Origin of the sequence: Actinomadura sp. NPDC048021 (genome assembly GCF_040653135.1) — a bacterium.
Taxonomy (GTDB): Bacteria; Actinomycetota; Actinomycetes; order Streptosporangiales; family Streptosporangiaceae; genus Spirillospora; species Spirillospora verrucosospora.
This window is the reverse complement of the sequence record NZ_JBEZJQ010000020.1, coordinates 148,704-165,153: the sequence shown is the minus strand read 5'-3', so window position 1 is coordinate 165,153 and position 16,450 is coordinate 148,704. Positions and strand designations below refer to the sequence as shown.

The following is a 16,450-nucleotide window of genomic DNA, read 5'->3' as shown; positions in this document are numbered from 1 at the left end:
GCCGCGCGGCGGCCAGCCCGGCCGCGGCAAGGAGCCCGGCGGCCGCGACCGCGGGCGCGAGCCAGGGGTGCCAGTCCGGCGACCGGCCGAGCAGCACGTAGGCCCACAGGGCGGTGAGGGCGACGGTCGCCGACAGGACCGCGGCGGCCGCGGGGGCGCGGCGGCGCTCCCACAGCAGCGCGGCGCCCGTCCCGGTGAGCGCGGCGATCGCGGGGGCGAGCGCGACGGTGTAGTACTCGTGGAAGATGCCCTGCATCCAGCTGAAGATCGCGGCGGTGAGCAGGAGCCATCCGCCCCACAGCGCCAGGGCGGCGCGGGCGGGGTCGGTGCGGGGCGCGCGGCGCGTGGCCCACAGCCCGGCGGCGAGCAGGACGAGCGCGGCGGGCAGCAGCCAGGAGATCTGGCCGCCGATGACGGGCCCGAACATGCGGCCCCATCCGGCGTCCTGGTCGAGGTTGCCGAGGCCGCCGGTCTCCTCGCCGTTGAGGCGTCCGAGCCCGTTGTAGCCGAGGGCCAGTTCCAGGACGGAGTCGTGCTGCGATCCGCCGATGTAGGGGCGGGCGGAGGCGGGCACCAGCGCGACGGCCGCGACCCACCACCCGGCCGAGGCGAGCAGCACTCCCCCGGCGGCGGTCAGCTGCCACAGCCGGCGCCGCCAGGGCGCGGGCGCGGCGAGCAGGTAGACCAGCGCGAACACCGGGACGACCAGGAACGCCTGGAGCATCTTGGCCAGGAACCCGGTTCCGGTGCAGGCGGCGGCGAGCAGCAGCCACCGGGTGCCCGCGCTCTCCTGGGCGCGCAGCGCCGCGTAGGCGCCGCAGGTCAGCAGCAGCACCAGCAGGGCGTCGGGGTTGTTGAACCGGAACATCAGCGCGGCCACCGGCGTCAGGGCGAGCGCGGCGCCGGCGAGCAGGGCCGCCCAGGCGGGGAAGCGGCGGCGGACGGCCGCGTGCAGGACCGCGACGGTCGCCACGCCCACGAGGGCCTGCGGGACGAGGATGCTCCAGGCGTTGACGCCGAACAGCCGGGCGGTCAGGGCCATCGGCCACAGCGCGGCGGGCGGTTTGTCGACGGTGATGGCGTTGGCGGCGTCGGAGGAGCCGAAGAAGAACGCCTTCCAGCTGGTGGCGCCGGCCTGGACGGCGGCGGAGTAGAACGCGTTGGCCCAGCCGGACGCGCCGAGTCCCCAGATGTAGGCGACGCCGGTCGCGGTGAGCAGGGCCAGCAGCGCGGGCCGGGCCCAGGCGGGGTCGGCGGCGGGGCCGCGCAGCAGCCGCCGTTGGAGGCCGCCCCGCCCGCGCGGGGTGCGGTGCGCGGGCGGGGCGGCCGGGATCGTGGTGGTCATCGTGGTGTCCCTGTTCAGCCGAGCTTGTAGAGCCGGGCGCCGGTGGAGCCGTCGCCGGTGGAGCCGGTGGTGCCGCCGTAGGCGCCGGCGTCGACGGGGGTGGCGTTCTTCTGGACCCAGGCGGTGACGGCGGTGTCGCCGCCGCCGGGGCCCATGCGGCCGCCGAGCAGGATGTAGCGGAGCTTGCCGTCCTTGACGTACTGCTGGAGCTTGGCGACGGTCATGGCGGGGTCGCTGCCGGTGAAGCCGCCCATGGCGATGGCGGGGCGCCCGGTCCGCAGGATGATCGAGGAGGCCTCCTGGGCGCTGGAGACGGCGACGAGCCAGGTGGCCCCGCCCTGGTTCTTCTCCAGGTAGGTGAGCATCTGGGTGTCGACGCCGTCCCCGGGGCCGCCGCCGAACCCGCCGCGCACTCCGGCTCCGCCGGGCCGCTGCCCGCGCCCGTCCGCGCCCCGCCCGTCGGCTGCCGGCCCGTCGGGTGCCTGCGCGTTCTGGCCGCCGGGCTGCCACGGGGGCGTCATCCCGCCGGGGGCCTGGCCGCCGGGCAGGGCGGGGGGCGCGCCGCGGCCGCCGGGGAAGGCGCCGCGAGGCCCGAAGCCGCCGCCGAATCCGCCGCCGGAGGTGGGGCCGGCCAGGGGGTTGGTGCCGTTGGACGTGGTGGAGGCGGCCGCGACGGCGTAGGCGCCGGGGCCTGCCAGGCCCGCGGCCACGGCGAGGGCGAGGCCGGCGACGGTGGCGCGTGTCCCGGCGCGGCCGGAAACCCGTCCCGCGATCAGGGCGGCGGCGGCCAGGACGGTGGCGGCGGCGACGGCCCACCGCAGCCACGGGTTCCAGGACGGGGTGCGGTCCAGCAGGACGAACGCCCACGCGCCCGTGACGGCGACGCCCGCGGGCAGCACCCACGCCCAGGCCCGCGACGTGCGGTGGGCGCGGGTCAGCAGGACGGCTCCGGCGCCGGTGAGCGCGGCGATCGCGGGGGCCATCGCGGTGGAGTAGTAGGGGTGGAAGGTGCCCTGGGCGAAGCTGAACACCACGTAGTGGACGGCGAGCCATCCGCCCCACAGCAGCAGCGCGGCGCGTGCGGGGTCGGTGCGGGGGCGGCGGCGCAGCAGGACGAGTCCGGCGGCCAGGGCGAGGACGGCGAACGGGATGAGCCAGGAGATCTGGCCGCCGAGGATGTCGTTGAACAGACGCCCGGCACCGGACTGGCCGCCGAAGCCGCCGCCACCTCCGGGGCCGCCGCGTCCGCCCGGGCCGCCGCCCTGGCCGAGAATGCGGCCGAGGCCGTTGTAGCCGACGACCAGGTCCCAGGCGGTGCCGTCGGTGCTGCCGCCGACGTAGGGGCGGGAGCGGGCGGGGATGGCGTCGACCAGCAGCGTCCACCACAGGGAGGAGGCGGCCAGGACGGCGCCGGCGGCGAGCAGGTGCCCGATGCGGCGGGCCGGGGCGGGCCGCGCGGCGACCAGGTAGGCCAGGGCCAGCGCGGGGACGACCAGGAACGCCTGGAGCATCTTGGTGTTGAAGCCGCATCCGACGAGGAACGCCGCGAGGAGCAGGGGCCGCAGCCGGCCGGTGTCGATGGCGCGCTGGCAGGCCCAGGCGGCGGCGACCAGGAACAGCACCAGGAGGGTGTCGGGGTTGTTGTCGCGGTTGATCGCGACGGTGATCGGGGTGAGGGCCAGGACGGCGGCGGCGGTGAGCGCGGCGGCGTGCGCGAAGGCACGGCGGACCGTCGCGTGCAGGACGGCGACGGCGGCGGCGCCGGCGGCGACCTGCGGGAGCAGCAGGCTCCAGGTCCCGAATCCGATGACGCGGGCGGTCAGCCCCATGGCCCACAGGGCCATGGGGGGTTTGTCGACGGTGATGTAGGAGCCGGCGTCCAGGGATCCGAAGAAGAACGCCTTCCAGCTCTGGGTGCCGCTCTTGACGGCGGCGGAGTAGTAGGAGTTGGCGTCGCCGGCGGCCGTCAGTCCCCACGCGTACAGGGCGGTGGCGGCGATCAGGACGGCCCACAGGGCGGGGCGTGCCCAGCGGGGGTCGCCTTCGGGTCCGAGGAGCAGGCGGCGGGCGCGGCCGCGGGGCGCGGTGCGCCCAGCGGCAGGCGGCGGGGTGAGGGTGGAGGTCATGCCGGGGTGCCTCCGGTGCTGTCGTGGGCGGGCGGGGGCGCGGCGACGGTCTCCGCGGGGCGCCCCGTGGCGGGTGCGGTTGCGGGTGCGGCGGGGTGGTCGCCGAGGCGGCGGGGGTGGAAGATCCAGGCGCGCATGAGCAGGAACCGGGCGAGGGTGGCCAGGGCGTTGGCGGTGACGAGCGCGGCGACCTCGACGGCGCGTCCGGCGCCGGGCGCGGCGGCGTGCAGCAGGGCCAGGCCGCCGGTGCTGAGGGCCAGGCCGAGCAGGAACGCGGCGCCGCCTTCGAGTTGCTGGCGCATGGCGCGGCGGGGGCCGGTGACGCCGAAGGTGAAGCGGCGGTTGGCGGCGGTGTTGCCGACGGTGGTGACCACCAGGGAGAGGGCGTTGGCCCACAGCGGCCCGAGGAACAGGCGCAGCAGGACGAACAGGATGAGCTGGGCGAGGGTGCTGAGGACGCCGATGACGGCGAAGGCGGGCAGCTGGCGGGCCATGCCGGCGGGGAGCGCGTCGGCGGCCCGGCCCGCGGCGGCGGGGCCGCGGCGCCCGCCGACGGGGGCGCGGAACGCGCCGGTGAGCATGCGGCGGGCGACGCGGGCCATGCCGCGCAGGTCGTCGCGGGCGGTGCGCAGGACGTCGACGCGGCTGTCGGGGTCGTCGACCCAGTCGACGGGGACCTCGTGGATGCGCAGCCCGTTGCGTTCGGCGAGCAGCAGCAGCTCGGTGTCGAAGAACCACTCCTCGTCCTCGACCGAGGGCAGCAGCGCCTGGACGATCTCGGTGCGGGCGGCTTTGAAGCCGCACTGGGCGTCGGTGAAGCGGGCGGCCAGGGCGGTGCGCAGCAGCAGGTTGTAGCAGCGGGAGATGATCTCGCGGCGGGGGCCGCGCACGACGGCGGAGCCGCGGGTCAGGCGGGAGCCGATGGCGAGGTCGCTGTGCCCGGAGATGAGGGGGGCGACCAGCGGCAGGAAGGCGTCCAGGTCGGTGGACAGGTCGACGTCCATGTAGGCGACGACGTCGGCGTCGCTGGTGCCCCACACGTGGCGCAGGGCGCGGCCGCGGCCCTTGTCGCGCAGGCGGACGGCGCGGACGCGGGGGTGGCGGTCGGCCAGGTCGCGGGCGATCGGCCAGGTGGCGTCGGTGCTGGCGTTGTCGGCGACGGTGATGCGGAAGGGGTAGGGCAGGGTGTCGGCGAGGTAGGAGTGCAGGCGTTCGACGCTGGCGGCCAGGACGCGTTCCTCGTTGTGGACGGGGACGACCACCTCGACGAGCCGTCCCCGTCCGCCGTGGTCGTGCGGCGGCGGGGGCGGCGCGGCGGGCGTGCCCGGTTCGGTGATGAGGTGACTCATGGGACCGAGGTTCGGGGGCCGGTGTGGGAGGGCGGTGAGCCGTGTCTTAACGCCGCATGAGAAACCCGCCGGGCGGTCAGTCGCCGGGTGGTCAGTCGCCGGGGCCGGGGGTGCCGGGGAGTCGGACGCGGGCGAGGGTGCCGCCGCCGGGGGCGGGTTCCAGGGCGACGCTTCCGCCGCATTCGGCGACGACGCGCGCGACGATGGACAGTCCGAGGCCGGAGCCGGGCAGGCTGCGGGCCGACGGGGAGCGCCAGAACCGTTCGAACACGTGCGGCAGGTCGGCGGCGGGGATGCCGGGGCCGTGGTCGCGGACGGTGAGTTCCCCGTCGTGCAGGGCGGCGGTGACGGTGCCGCCGGGCGGGCTGAACTTCACGGCGTTGTCGAGGAGGTTGACGATGGCGCGTTCCAGGGAGGCGGGGTCGCCGTGGACGTGCCAGGGCCGGGCGTCGCAGGTGACGGTGAGGCCGGGGCCGCGCAGGCGGGCGCGTTCGACGGCGCGGTCCAGGACCTCGTGCAGGGCGACGGTCTCGTGGACGGGGGCGGTGTCGGCGGGGCGGGCCAGTTCCAGCAGGTCGCCGACGAGGCTGGACAGTTCCCGCATCTGCGCGCGGACGCTGGCCAGCAGGTTGCGGCGGGTCTCCTCGGGCAGGTCGCGGCCGGCGGCCTCGGCGCGCAGCAGCAGGTCGATGTTGGTGCGCAGGCTGGTCAGGGGGGTGCGAAGCTCGTGACCGGCGTCGGCGATGAGCTGCTGCTGGCGTTCGCGGGAGGCGGCCAGGGCGGCGGTCATGGTGTTGAAGGAGCGGCTGAGCCGGGCGATCTCGTCGGTGCCCTCCTCGGGGATGCGGGTGTCCAGGTCCTCGGTGCGGGCGATGTGCTCGACGGCGCCGGTGAGCTCGTCCACGGGCCGCAGCGACGCGCGGGCGATCATGAGGCCGGCGGCGGCGGACACCAGGACGCCGAGGGCGGTGACGGCGGTGAGCAGCAGCGCCAGGTTGTCCAGGGGGCCCTGGACCTCGTCGAGGGAGATGGCGTAGGACACGGCGGCGGGGGTGCCGTCGGGCAGCCGGAACGAGCGGGTGAGGATCCGGACGCCGTCCTCGGCGCCGGTGGCGGTGACGCCGGTGCCGTCGTGGTAGACGTGGTCGCGTTCGCCGCGGGCGACCCGCGCGTCCTCGGCGCCGACCTGGAGCGCGCCGGCGCCGGGGACGGTGCAGCGCCGCCCGTCGGCGCGGACCAGCTGCATGATCTCGTAGGGGCCGGGCGGCGGGTTCTGGGCGCCGGTGCCGGTGGGGTCGGAGGAGCAGGCGGCCAGGATCGCCTCGGGGCGGCGGGGCAGGCGGGGGCCGTGGAAGGGGGGCTGACCGTCGCGGTAGCCGCCGTCGCGGGCGCCGGGCGGGCCGCCCGACACCGCGCCGAGGCGGCGGTCCAGTTCGCGGTACAGCTGGTTGCGGGTCAGCAGCCATCCGGCGCTGGCGCAGGCGGCGACGGCGAGCGCGACGGCCGCGGCGGTGAGCAGCGCCATGCGGGCGCGGAGCGTGAGCCTCCGGGTGAGGCGCCGGGCGACGGGGGCCCGGGTGCTCACGGGGACGCCGCCGGGCGCAGCACGTACCCGACGCCGCGGACGGTGTGGACGAGCCGCGGCAGCCCGCCCGCCTCGGTCTTGCGCCGCAGGTACATCACGTACACGTCCAGGGAGTTGGAGGCGGGTTCGAAGTCGAATCCCCAGACGGTCTCCAGGATCTGCTCGCGGGTGAGGACCTGGCGGGGGTGGGTGAGGAACATCTCCAGCAGCATGTACTCGGTGCGGGTGAGTTCCAGGGGGCGCCCGGCGCGGGTGACCTCGCGGGTGAGGGTGTTCATGCGCAGGTCGTCGAAGGCCAGGACGTCGCCGGGTGCGGTACCGGGCGCGGTACCGGGCGCGGTACCGGCGGGGGCGGTCATGGCGGCGCGGCGCAGCATGGCGCGGACGCGGGCGAGCAGTTCGTCGAGGTCGAACGGCTTGGCGAGGTAGTCGTCGGCGCCGGCGTCCAGCCCGGTGACGCGGTCGCCGACCATGTCGCGGGCGGTGAGCATGAGGACCGGCATGGTGGCGCCGAGGGCGCGCAGCCGCCGGCAGGTGGTCAGGCCGTCCATGCGCGGCATGAGCACGTCCAGCACGACCAGGTCGGGGGTCTCGCGCTCGACCTGGTCCAGGGCGGTGACGCCGTCGGCGGCGCCTTCGACCCGGTAGCCCTCGAACTCCAGGCTGCTGGTCAGGGACTCGCGGACGGCGGGTTCGTCGTCGACCACGAGGATCCGCGGGGGCGGTGCGTCCTGCGGGCCGGGTTCCATGTACTCACGGTAGACAGCGCCAGTGGGCGGCCCGGCCGCCGGCGGGTGTTTCTCATGGTTCTTTCAGAAACTTCTGAGGGCCGGTTCAGCGTTCGCCGTCGGGGCGCGCGCCGAGGTCGAGGCCGGTGTCGGTGTCGGTCTCGGCGGTGGCGTCGGCCCACGCGTCGCCGCCGGCGGCGGGTTCGGTGGTCTCGACGGTGGCCTTGATGACGACGGCGGTCGCGGCGGCCGGGCGGGGCGCGGCGGGGCGGGTTGCGGTGGTCCAGGTGGTCTTGGCGACGTCGACGACGACGTCGCGGGACACCTCGACGATGATGCCGCGCAGGGTGTCGCGCAGGGCGAGCTTGAGGGCGTCGCGGAGCAGTTCGCGCAGGACGGCCTCGACGGCGGCGGTGGCGGCGCGGGCGGCCAGGTCGCGGGCGGTTCGGGCCAGGGCGCTTCCGGCGGCGGCGGTGAGCAGCCCGGAGGCGGTGCGGGCGGCGCCGCGCACGGCGGGGTCGCGGCCGGCGCGGGCGGCCAGTTCGGCCAGCGGCGCCAGTTCGGCGGTGGCGCCGGTGGCGCCGGTGGCCTCGGCGGCGCCGCGGGCGGTGTCGCGCAGGGCGGCGGCCAGGTCGCGGGCGGCCTGCTCGGCGGTCTGGCGGACGGCGCGGGCGACGACGTCGCGGCCGGCGATCATCAGGGCGTCCACGGCGGCGTCGGCGACGGTGTCGACGGCGGCGTCCACGACCATGCGGGTGGCGGCCTGCACGACGGGGGCCGAGGCGGTGCGGCCGGCGGCGTCGGCGACGGTGCCGGCGGCGGCGCGGGCGAGGGGGCTCTGGGCGGCCAGGCGGCGCGCGGCGGCGGCCATGGGGTGGCGGGCGGCCTGCTCGGCGAGGGTCATCGCGGCGGCGGCGGCCTCGAACGCGCCGGCGGTGGCGGGGTTGGCCGCGGCGGCGGCGCGGGCCTCGGTGACGGCGCGTTCGGCGGCGGCGCGGGCGGCCTTGACGGCGGCGTCCCGTGCGGCCTGCTCGGCGGCCCTCATCACCGGCGTCCCGGACGCCTGCGCCAGGATGCGGTCGGCGGCGAGCGCGGCCGCGCCGCGGGCGGCGTCGCGGACCGGTTCGCTCGCGGTGGCGATGCGCGCGGCGGCCGGCGCCAGGCCGTCCCAGATCTCCTGCACCCGCCGGGCGGCCGCCTGGTCGGCGCGGTCGAGCCCGGTCGGCCGGTCGTCGTTGTCGCCGTCGTTGTCGCCCACGTGGTCGTCCACGGTCACGCCCCCTCATCGCGATCCCGCCCCAAATCACCATAACTGCCGAACAGTGCTGCCAGTTCCGGGCGACGTCCCCGCGAGCTCCGCAGCGCGCGGGGACGTCGCCCCCGGGGGCCGGGGTCAGCGGCCGCAGGACGGGCAGGGGGTGCGGGTGCGGCGGGCGTAGGCGCGGGCGGCGGCGGCCATGCCGGCGCCCCAGGCGAAGTAGGCGGGGACGGCGACCCAGAAGAACGCCTCGGGCAGGGCGAGGCCGCCGTCGGGCGGGAACGGGTTGCGGCCGTGCAGCCGCTCCCAGGACATCTGCAGCAGCATCAGCCCGAAGTAGACGACCAGGCCGGCGGAGATCGCGGCGCCGGGCCACAGCACCAGCCGGCGCGGGACGCCGCGCCCGGCCGCGCCGGGCACCCAGCGCGGCCAGGTCCGCCCGAAGGAGTGGACGAGGGCGAGGGGCAGCAGGCAGCCGCCGAGCACGAACCCGGCCTCGAACAGCATCGCCGAGGCGCCGGCGGCCAGCGGCGACTCGGCGAACCCGACGACGGCCTGGGCGGCGATGCGGGTGAGGCATCCGGCGACGGCGAGGTAGGCGGCCGCGTACGCCCAGGCGGGTGTGCGGGGCAGGGCGCCGGCCGCGGCCGCGGGGCGCGCGCAGGCGCCGCAGGCCGGTCCGGTGCGGGTGCGCGCGGTGTAGGCGCGGGCGGACAGGGCCGTCATGGCCCCGGCGGCGACGACCGCGGCCCGCGACAGCGCGCCGAGCGGGTAGAACCCCAGGCCCAGGCCGGGCAGGACCGCACCGACCGCGTCCAGCAGGAGCATCGCGCCGGAGGCGACCAGGCACGCCGCGGCGGCCCAGGCCGCGCCCGCCAGGGCCAGGCGCGCGGCGCGGGGCAGGCGGTCGGCGCGCGGGGACGCGAGGAGCGCCAGCACGAGCGCGGCGGCCCCGCACAGGCCGGCGCCCGCCCATCCGGTGAAGGCGACGAGGTCGGTGCCGATGGGCGACATGGCGTGGGGCCGGTGCCCGGCCGCCCAGTACGCGCGCAGGGCGCCGTAGGCGGTGACCCAGGCGAGCGCGGCCGCGGGCAGGCGGCGCCCCAGGGCGTGCGGCGAGAGGCGGGCGGCGAGCGTGGTGGCCATGGCGACGATCGTGGTCGCGGCGGGGCGAGCGGGGCCTCCCCGCCGCGGCCGAGACCGCTCCCCCGCACGGGGGAAGAGGCGGCCGGCCGAGCCGTCCCCTCACCCACTGGGTTCGTGCGCCGTCGCGGGTTGGTCCCGGCTCCCCTGGTCAGACGGTCAGGCCCGGAAGGGCCGAGCCGTGCCGCCGGGCGGGTCATTGGGCGGTGTAGCCGCCGTCGACGGGGAGAGCGACGCCGGGGACGTAGGCGGCGCCGGGGCTGCACAGCCACAGCACGGCCTGGGCGATCTCCTCGGCGGTGCCGAGCCGGTCGATGGCCTGGCCCGCTTCGGCTCGGCCGCGGTCGAGTTCCCCGGCGGCGACCATGGCGTCGACCATGGGGGTGCTGATGGTGCCGGGGCAGACGGCGTTGACGCGGACGCCGCGCGGGCCGTACTCGAGGGCGGCGCTCTTGGTCAGGCCGATGACGCCGTGCTTGGTGGCGTGGTAGGCGGCGCGGGCGGCGGCCAGGCCCGTGCCGGAGGAGGCGCCCGTGACGAAGGCGACCTGGGCGGTGAAGTCTTAGGTCGGGTTCATGAGGTGCCTCTCGTGACGAGAACGGTCAGGTGGGCGGGGCGGCGGCGTACTCCTCGTCGGTGACGGGGGCCAGCCAGTGGACGACGTCGTGGTCGGCGTCGCCTTCGTTGATGGCCAGGTGGACCATGAGCCGGTTGGGTGCGGCGCCGTGCCAGTGCTCCTCGTCGGCCTCGAACAGCACGCGGTCGCCGGGCCGGATGACCTCGACGGGGCCGCCCCGGCGCCGGCACAGGCCGATCCCTTCGGTGACGAAGACGGTCTGGCCCAGCGGGTGGCGGTGCCAGTGGGTGCGCGCCCCGGGCATGAAGTGCACCAGGTTGGCGCTGACGCGGGACGGGGCGGGCGCCGCGGCGACGGCGTCGATGTAGACGTCGCCGGTGAACCAGTCCGCGGGGCCTTTGGCGGTGTCGATGGTGCTTCGCGTGATCTGCATGGCCGTTCCTTGTCTGCGGGTGGTGTCAGGGCTGGAGGAGTGCCTTGACGGCGCGGCGCTCGTCCATGGCCCGGTAGCCCTCGGCGACCTGGTCGAGGGGGAGGGTGAGGTCGAAGACGGGGCCCGGGTCGATCCGGCCGGTCAGGACGAGGTCGATCAGGTCGGGCAGGTAGCGGCGCACGGGGGCGGGGCCGCCGCGCAGGCCGACGTGGGAGAAGAACAGCTCCTGCCCGTCGAGCCCGACGCCGTGGGGGACGCCGACGAAGCCGACGTCGCCGCCGGGCCGCGCCGCGTGCAGGGCCTGGCGCATCGCCTCGGCGGTGCCGACGCATTCCAGCACGCTGTCGGCGCCGATCCCGCCGGTCAGCTCCTTGATCCGGGCCACGCCCTCCTCGCCGCGCTCGGTGACGACGTCGGTCGCGCCGAACGCGCGGGCGAGCTTCTGACGCGGCTCGTGCCGGGACATGGCGATGATCCGCTCCGCGCCCATCTCCCGGGCGGCGATCACCGCGCACAGGCCGACCGCGCCGTCGCCGACGACCACGGCGGTGGAGCCGGGCCTGACCTCGGCGGCGTCGGCGGCCCACCAGCCGGTGCCCATCACGTCGGAGACGGCCAGCAGCCCCGGCCAGAACTTCTCGTCGGGCGGGCCGTCGGTGGCCACCAGGGTGCCCTGGGCGTTGGGGATGCGGACGTAGTCGGCCTGGCAGGTGCTCATGAACTCCCGGTTCAGGCAGTTCGACTGGAAGCCGTTGCGGCAGTTCGCGCAGGTGTTGTCGGAGGTCGCGAACGACCCGACGACGAACTGGCCCGGCTTCACCGAGGTCACCTCGGACCCGACCTCCTCCACGAAGCCGACGTACTCGTGGCCCATCGGATGGGCCGCGTCGGTCGGCTCGGCGCCGCGGTAGGGCCACAGGTCCGAGCCGCACACGCAGGTGACCGCGGTGCGGATGACCGCGTCGGCGGGGTGGAGGATCTTCGGGTCGTCCAGGGTCTCGAAACGGATGTCGCCGGGGGCGTGGATCACTGCTCCGCGCATGGGAAGGTTCCTTTGCTTTCACGGCGCGGCCGCGCCAGAGGTGCGGGCGGGCGCCTGGTGCGGTCCTTCGCCCGGCGGGCCGGGTGGCGAACCACGCTGGGGCCGGGCGCGGGGCCCCTTGCCGTCACGTGCTTGACCTGCGGCGGGAGCACCACGCCTCCCAGGTAACCGCGTCTCGGAGCGCGTAGCGAGGCACCGTCGAAGGGTGTACCGGCAGTACATGGCTGCGGCCGCGGGCAGCGCGTAACGTCGAGGTGTGGACAACCGTGAAGAGGTCCGCGAGTTCCTGACCTCGCGGCGCGCGAAGATCACTCCTGGGCGGGCGGGGCTGCCGCCGGGTTCCCGGCGCCGGGTGCCGGGGCTGCGCCGCACGGAGGTCGCGGCGCTGGCCGACATGAGCGTGGAGTACTACGCCAAGCTGGAACGCGGCAATCTCGCGGGCGTCTCCCCGGCGGTCCTGGAGGCGCTCGCCCGGGCGCTGCGGCTGGACGACGCCGAACGCGCCCATCTGCTGAACCTGGCTCAGGCCGCCGACGGCACCGAGGCCCTCACCCGTCCCCGCCGCCGCCCCAAGGGGCAGTGGAAGCCGCACCGGAGCCTGCAGTGGGCGCTGGACGCCGTCACGGCGGGGCCGGCGTTCGTCCGCAACGGCCGCATGGACATCGTCGCCGCCAACCAGCTCGCCCGCGCCTTCTACGACGACGTCTACGCCACTCCCGGCAACCAGGCGAACCTGGCGCGCTTCACCTTCCTGGACCCCACCGCGCGCCGCTTCTACCCCGACTGGGACCTGGCCGCCGACATCACCGTCGCCATCCTGCGCACCGAGGCGGGCCGCAACCCGCACGACAAGGATCTGCACGACCTCGTCGGTGAGCTGTCCACCCGCAGCGACGGGTTCCGCACCCGCTGGGGCGCCCACGACGTGCGCCACCACGGCAGCGGAACCAAGCGGTTCCACCACCAGGTCGTCGGCGACCTCACGCTCGCCTACGAGGGTCTGGAGATGGCCGCCGAGCCGGGTCTCACCCTGACCATCTTCACGGCCGAGCCCGGGTCCGCCTCCGAGGAGGGCCTGCGCCTGCTCGCCTCGTGGGCCGCCACTCCCCAGACCTCCTCCCCCGCGCCACGCTCGGGCGCCTGACCGTCCCCGGACTGGAACGCGTCCGCCGCGCCTGCCACCGGACCCGTCGATGGTCCGGCGGCAGGCGCGGCGGGGTCAGCGGCCGCGGACCCGGTAGGTCCGCACGGACAGGGGCGCGAACACCGCGAGCAGGAGCAGCGCCCAGCCGATCGTGGCGGGGACGGGATGGGCGAGGGGCCAGGCCAGGTCGCCGGCGGGCGCGCCGGGGTTGCCGAACAGTTCACGGCAGGCGGCGGTGAGGGCGCTGACGGGATTCCATTCGGCGATGACCTGCAGGACCTTCGGCATGCCGCCGGTGGGGACGAAGGAGTTGGACAGCATGGTGACCGGGAAGACCAGGGGGATGAGCTGGTCGGCGGTCTGCTCGTTCTTCACCACCAGGCCGAGGTAGCAGCCGGCCCAGCTGAGCGCGTACCGCATCAGCGCCAGCAGCAGGAAGGCCTCGGCGGTCTGCCAGAGGCCGTTGTGGGCGCGCCATCCGACGACCAGACCGGCGGCGGCCATGATGACCATGGCGAGGACGCCGTTGAGGATCTCGGCGCCGGTCTGCCCGAACGGGACGGCGGAGCGGGCCATGGGCATGGAGCGGAACCGGTCCATGACGCCGCGGGAGGCGTCGGTGGCGACGCGCATGGTGACGGCCATGGTGGAGGTGAAGGTGACCATGGCGAACAGGCCGGGCATCAGGTACTCGCGGTAGTTTCCCCCGCCGGGGACGGAGATGGCGCTGCCGAACACGTACCCGAACAGCACGACCATGACCGCGGGGAAGATCAGGGCGGCGATGAGCTCGCCGGGTTCCTGGCGGATGCGGCCGAGTTCGCGGCCGATGAGGGTGAGGCCGTCGGCGAGGGCCCAGCGCAGGCGTCCGGCGCGGGAGTCGGGGGCGGTGAGGGCGGTCATCGGACGGTCTCCTGGCTGCGCTCGGCGGGCTCGGCGGCGCGGACCGCGCCCGTCTCGGAGGTGTCGGTTTCAGGGGTGTCGGGGCCTGGGGTGCTGGGGGTGTCGGTGGCGGGGGTGCTGCCGGTGAGGCGCAGGAACACCTCGTCCAGGGTGGGGCGGCGCAGCCCGACGTCGCCGACGGTGATCCCGGCGCGGTCGAGTTCGCGGACGACGTCGGCCAGGCGCACCGAGCCGGCGGTGAGCGGCACCGAGAGGCGTTCGCCTTCCAGGGCGGGGTGGCTGCCGGTGAGGGTGCGCAGGAGCGCGGCGGCGCGGCCGGCGGCGGCGGGGTCGTCCAGGACGACGTCGAGGCGGTCGCCGACGGAGGCCTTGAGGCGGTCGGGGGCGCCGGTGGCGATGACGCGGCCGTGGTCGACGACGGCGATGTCGTCGGCGAGCCGGTCGGCCTCCTCCAGGTACTGGGTGGTGAGCAGGACGGTGGTGCCCTCGGCGACCAGGCCGCGGACGGCGTCCCAGATCTCGCCGCGGCTGCGGGGGTCCAGGCCGGTGGTGGGCTCGTCCAGGAACAGCACCTGGGGCCGCAGGATCAGGCTGGTGACCAGGTCGAGGCGGCGGCGCATCCCGCCGGAGTAGCCGGCGACCTGCCGGTCGGCGGCGTCGGCGAGCCCGAACCGCTCCAGCAGCTCGTCCGCGCGGCGGCGGGCCTCGCGGCGGGGCAGGTGGTAGAGGCGGCCGAACATGCGCAGGTTGCCGCGTCCGGTGAGCTTCTCGTCGACGGCGGCGTACTGGCCGGCCAGGCCGATGCGGGCGCGGACCCGGTCGGGGTCCCGGGCGACGTCGTGGCCGGCGATGCGGGCGTGCCCGGCGTCGGCGTCGGCGAGCGTGGCCAGGATCCGCACGGCGGTGGTCTTGCCCGCGCCGTTGGGGCCGAGGACCCCGCAGACCGTGCCGGCGGGGACGGCCAGGTCGAGGCCGTCCAGGGCCTGGGTGTCGCCGAAGCGCTTGCGCAGCCCCTCGGCGAACACGATCGGTTCGTCGGTCACAACCCCTCCTCTGGGTACGTTGTACGCAGCTACGGTAGACAACTGAGTACGACGTACGCAACTAGGATGCTCGGGAGAGTCACGAGGAGGTCCGTTGACAGGCGGCGAGCAGCACGTCAGCATCTGGTCGGTCCCCGAGCGGCAGGGCCGGGGGCCGCGCCCCGCCTACAGCCGCGCCCAGATCACCGAGGCGGCGATCCGCATCGCCGACGCCGAGGGGCTGGAGGCGGCCTCGATGCGCCGCATCGCCGCCGACCTGGGCACCGGCGCGATGTCGCTGTACCGCTACGTGCCCTCCCGCGACGACCTGATCGACCTGATGGTCGACCACGTCCTGCTGGAGATGGACATCCCCGACCGGCCGAGCGGCGACTGGCGCGCCGACCTGACGCTGATCGCCGAGAACACCCGCGCGGTGTGGAGCGGCCACGCCTGGCTGGTGGGCCTGCACCGGCCGCGCGCCACGTTCGGCCCCAACCGGCTGCGGCTGCTGGAGTTCGCCTCCGGCGCCCTGGACGTCGGGATCCCGATCGACGACATCCTCATCCTGCTGGACATGCTGAACGGCTACGTCGAGCGCACGGTGCGCGGCGAGATCGAGTGGATGCGCGAGATGCGCCAGAGCGGGATGACGCCCGAGCGCTGGATGATGCAGAGCGCCCCCTACGTCCGCGAGCTGCTCGACACCGGCAGGTACCCGATGTTCGAGCGGATCGTGAAGGACGCGCGGCTGCCCCACATGTCCGGCGACGAGCAGTTCCGGTACGGGCTGGAACGCGTCCTGGACTGCATCGCCGGCGCCCTGCCCGCCCGTTCCTGACCGCCCCGCCCCCTCGGGTCGGGCGGCCCGGTCGAGCGGGGCGGCGATCGGCGGGAGGGGGCATGAGCGGGGGCGGGCGGGGCACGAACCCGGCGAGGTGACGATTGCGTTCGGGCCGGCGCGGCCGGCCCGGGGGGCTCAAAGCCCGCAGCTCGTTCGTGATCGGAGGGGCACATGACCGTCGTTCCCACCCAGGAAACTCCGCGACCGGCCCTGCACAGCGGCCGGTGGCCGCTGCCGAGCGGGCGGGCCGCGGTGGCCGGCGTCCGCGGGATCGTGCAGGGCGCCCTGCGCGTGTGGGGGCTCGGCCCGGCGTCGGCGAGCCTGACCGACCGGCTGGCGCCGCTGATCCAGGACGCGGTGGCGCGGGCGGGGGCGAGCCGGAGCGGGTCGCTGGTGCTGCGGCTGGAGCTGCACGAGCCGGTCCGGCTGCTGCTGGGCGAAATTCTGCGACCCGGCGGGGAGGTGGGCGGGGAAACCGAGCGCGGCCGCAACGTCGCCGCGATCGCCGTCACCTACGGCAGGCGGCCCGTGCGCGGCGACGCGGGCGCCTGGTACGCCCACGCGTTCGTGTGGCCGCCCGCGCCGGGCCCGGCGCTCGGGGCGGAAGCGCTCGGGGGCCGCTGACCTGCGCGCGGCCGGGCCGCCCACCCCGGCGTGCGGCGCGGAGCGGCCGCGTCTCCCCGGCAGGAATCGAACCTGCGGCTTCCGGCTTCGGAGGCCGGCGCTCTGTCCGCTGAGCTACGGGGAGTCGAGGTCCCGCCCCCAGGGTGACAGCGGGGGCGGGACGGGAGACGCCGGTGGGATTCGAACCCACGTGAGACGGTTTTGCGGACCGCCGCCTGAACCACTCGGCCACGGCGTCACGGGGGGCCGGCCCTCGCGGACCGGAGAAGGGGATACGGAGAGAAGAGATACGGAGCCGCCCCCTCGCGGGGAGCGGACGGGGACGCC

Annotated in this window: 14 protein-coding genes, 2 tRNA genes and 1 pseudogene; 3 read left to right on the top strand and 14 right to left on the bottom strand. The window is 76.1% G+C overall.

The window, feature by feature from the left end:
- The 10 genes and pseudogenes from AB0C87_RS29595 to AB0C87_RS29550 all read right to left on the bottom strand — a co-directional run.
- On the bottom strand, positions 1 to 1,345 hold a 1,345-nt coding region (locus AB0C87_RS29595; protein WP_360580527.1), incomplete at its 3' end, for a glycosyltransferase family 39 protein.
- Between the two features lie 14 nt (positions 1,346 to 1,359).
- A complete protein-coding gene (locus AB0C87_RS29590) occupies positions 1,360 to 3,471 on the bottom strand; it encodes a glycosyltransferase family 39 protein (protein ID WP_360580525.1) in 2,112 nt (703 codons plus the stop codon).
- A complete protein-coding gene (locus tag AB0C87_RS29585; protein WP_360580523.1) occupies positions 3,468 to 4,820 on the bottom strand; it encodes a bifunctional glycosyltransferase family 2/GtrA family protein in 1,353 nt (450 codons plus the stop codon). Before AB0C87_RS29585 ends, AB0C87_RS29590 begins: the two co-directional genes overlap by 4 nt.
- Before the next feature lie 91 nt (positions 4,821 to 4,911).
- Entirely contained in the window at positions 4,912 to 6,405 is a 1,494-nt protein-coding gene (locus tag AB0C87_RS29580) for a HAMP domain-containing sensor histidine kinase (protein ID WP_360580521.1), read from the bottom strand.
- Positions 6,402 to 7,154, bottom strand: a complete 753-nt coding sequence (locus AB0C87_RS29575) for a response regulator transcription factor (RefSeq protein WP_360580520.1) — start codon at positions 7,152 to 7,154, stop codon at positions 6,402 to 6,404. Before AB0C87_RS29575 ends, AB0C87_RS29580 begins: the two co-directional genes overlap by 4 nt.
- Before the next feature lie 85 nt (positions 7,155 to 7,239).
- Entirely contained in the window at positions 7,240 to 8,409 is a 1,170-nt protein-coding gene (locus AB0C87_RS29570; RefSeq protein ID WP_360580519.1) for a hypothetical protein, read from the bottom strand.
- A gap of 117 nt (positions 8,410 to 8,526) precedes the next feature.
- The gene (locus tag AB0C87_RS29565; protein WP_360580517.1) at positions 8,527 to 9,537 is read right to left on the bottom strand and encodes a hypothetical protein; all 1,011 of its coding nucleotides are present in this window, start codon (positions 9,535 to 9,537) and stop codon (positions 8,527 to 8,529) included.
- A 193-nt stretch (positions 9,538 to 9,730) separates the two neighbouring features.
- Positions 9,731 to 10,057, bottom strand: a pseudogene (locus tag AB0C87_RS29560) (SDR family oxidoreductase); the annotation flags it as partial.
- A gap of 79 nt (positions 10,058 to 10,136) precedes the next feature.
- Entirely contained in the window at positions 10,137 to 10,544 is a 408-nt protein-coding gene (locus AB0C87_RS29555) for a cupin domain-containing protein (RefSeq protein ID WP_360580515.1), read from the bottom strand.
- A 25-nt stretch (positions 10,545 to 10,569) separates the two neighbouring features.
- The gene (locus AB0C87_RS29550; RefSeq protein ID WP_360580513.1) at positions 10,570 to 11,586 is read right to left on the bottom strand and encodes a zinc-dependent alcohol dehydrogenase family protein; all 1,017 of its coding nucleotides are present in this window, start codon (positions 11,584 to 11,586) and stop codon (positions 10,570 to 10,572) included.
- 256 nt (positions 11,587 to 11,842) lie between these two features.
- Here AB0C87_RS29550 and AB0C87_RS29545 point away from each other — a divergent pair, with 256 nt between their 5' ends.
- A complete protein-coding gene (locus AB0C87_RS29545) occupies positions 11,843 to 12,730 on the top strand; it encodes a helix-turn-helix transcriptional regulator (RefSeq protein WP_360580511.1) in 888 nt (295 codons plus the stop codon).
- Between the two features lie 75 nt (positions 12,731 to 12,805).
- Here AB0C87_RS29545 and AB0C87_RS29540 read toward each other — a convergent pair whose 3' ends face one another.
- Both AB0C87_RS29540 and AB0C87_RS29535 read right to left on the bottom strand, forming a co-directional pair.
- Positions 12,806 to 13,633, bottom strand: coding sequence for an ABC transporter permease (locus tag AB0C87_RS29540; RefSeq protein ID WP_345187699.1), 828 nt, complete (start codon positions 13,631 to 13,633; stop codon positions 12,806 to 12,808).
- Positions 13,630 to 14,676 (bottom strand): ATP-binding cassette domain-containing protein, encoded by a 1,047-nt coding sequence (locus AB0C87_RS29535; RefSeq protein ID WP_360580509.1) that lies wholly within the window; start codon positions 14,674 to 14,676, stop codon positions 13,630 to 13,632. The genes AB0C87_RS29540 and AB0C87_RS29535 overlap by 4 nt, the downstream gene beginning before the upstream one ends.
- Before the next feature lie 94 nt (positions 14,677 to 14,770).
- Between AB0C87_RS29535 and AB0C87_RS29530 the strand changes: the two genes are divergently transcribed.
- On the top strand, positions 14,771 to 15,496 hold the full coding sequence (locus AB0C87_RS29530) for a TetR/AcrR family transcriptional regulator (protein WP_345187693.1): 726 nt from the start codon (positions 14,771 to 14,773) through the stop codon (positions 15,494 to 15,496).
- Positions 15,497 to 15,670: 174 nt separating this feature from the next.
- Positions 15,671 to 16,123 (top strand): hypothetical protein, encoded by a 453-nt coding sequence (locus AB0C87_RS29525; RefSeq protein ID WP_353834966.1) that lies wholly within the window; start codon positions 15,671 to 15,673, stop codon positions 16,121 to 16,123.
- Between the two features lie 51 nt (positions 16,124 to 16,174).
- Here AB0C87_RS29525 and AB0C87_RS29520 read toward each other — a convergent pair.
- Both AB0C87_RS29520 and AB0C87_RS29515 read right to left on the bottom strand, forming a co-directional pair.
- Positions 16,175 to 16,247 (bottom strand) — tRNA-Arg (locus AB0C87_RS29520).
- Between the two features lie 41 nt (positions 16,248 to 16,288).
- Positions 16,289 to 16,361: transfer RNA gene (locus AB0C87_RS29515), tRNA-Cys, on the bottom strand.
- Positions 16,362 to 16,450: the final 89 nt, after the last annotated feature.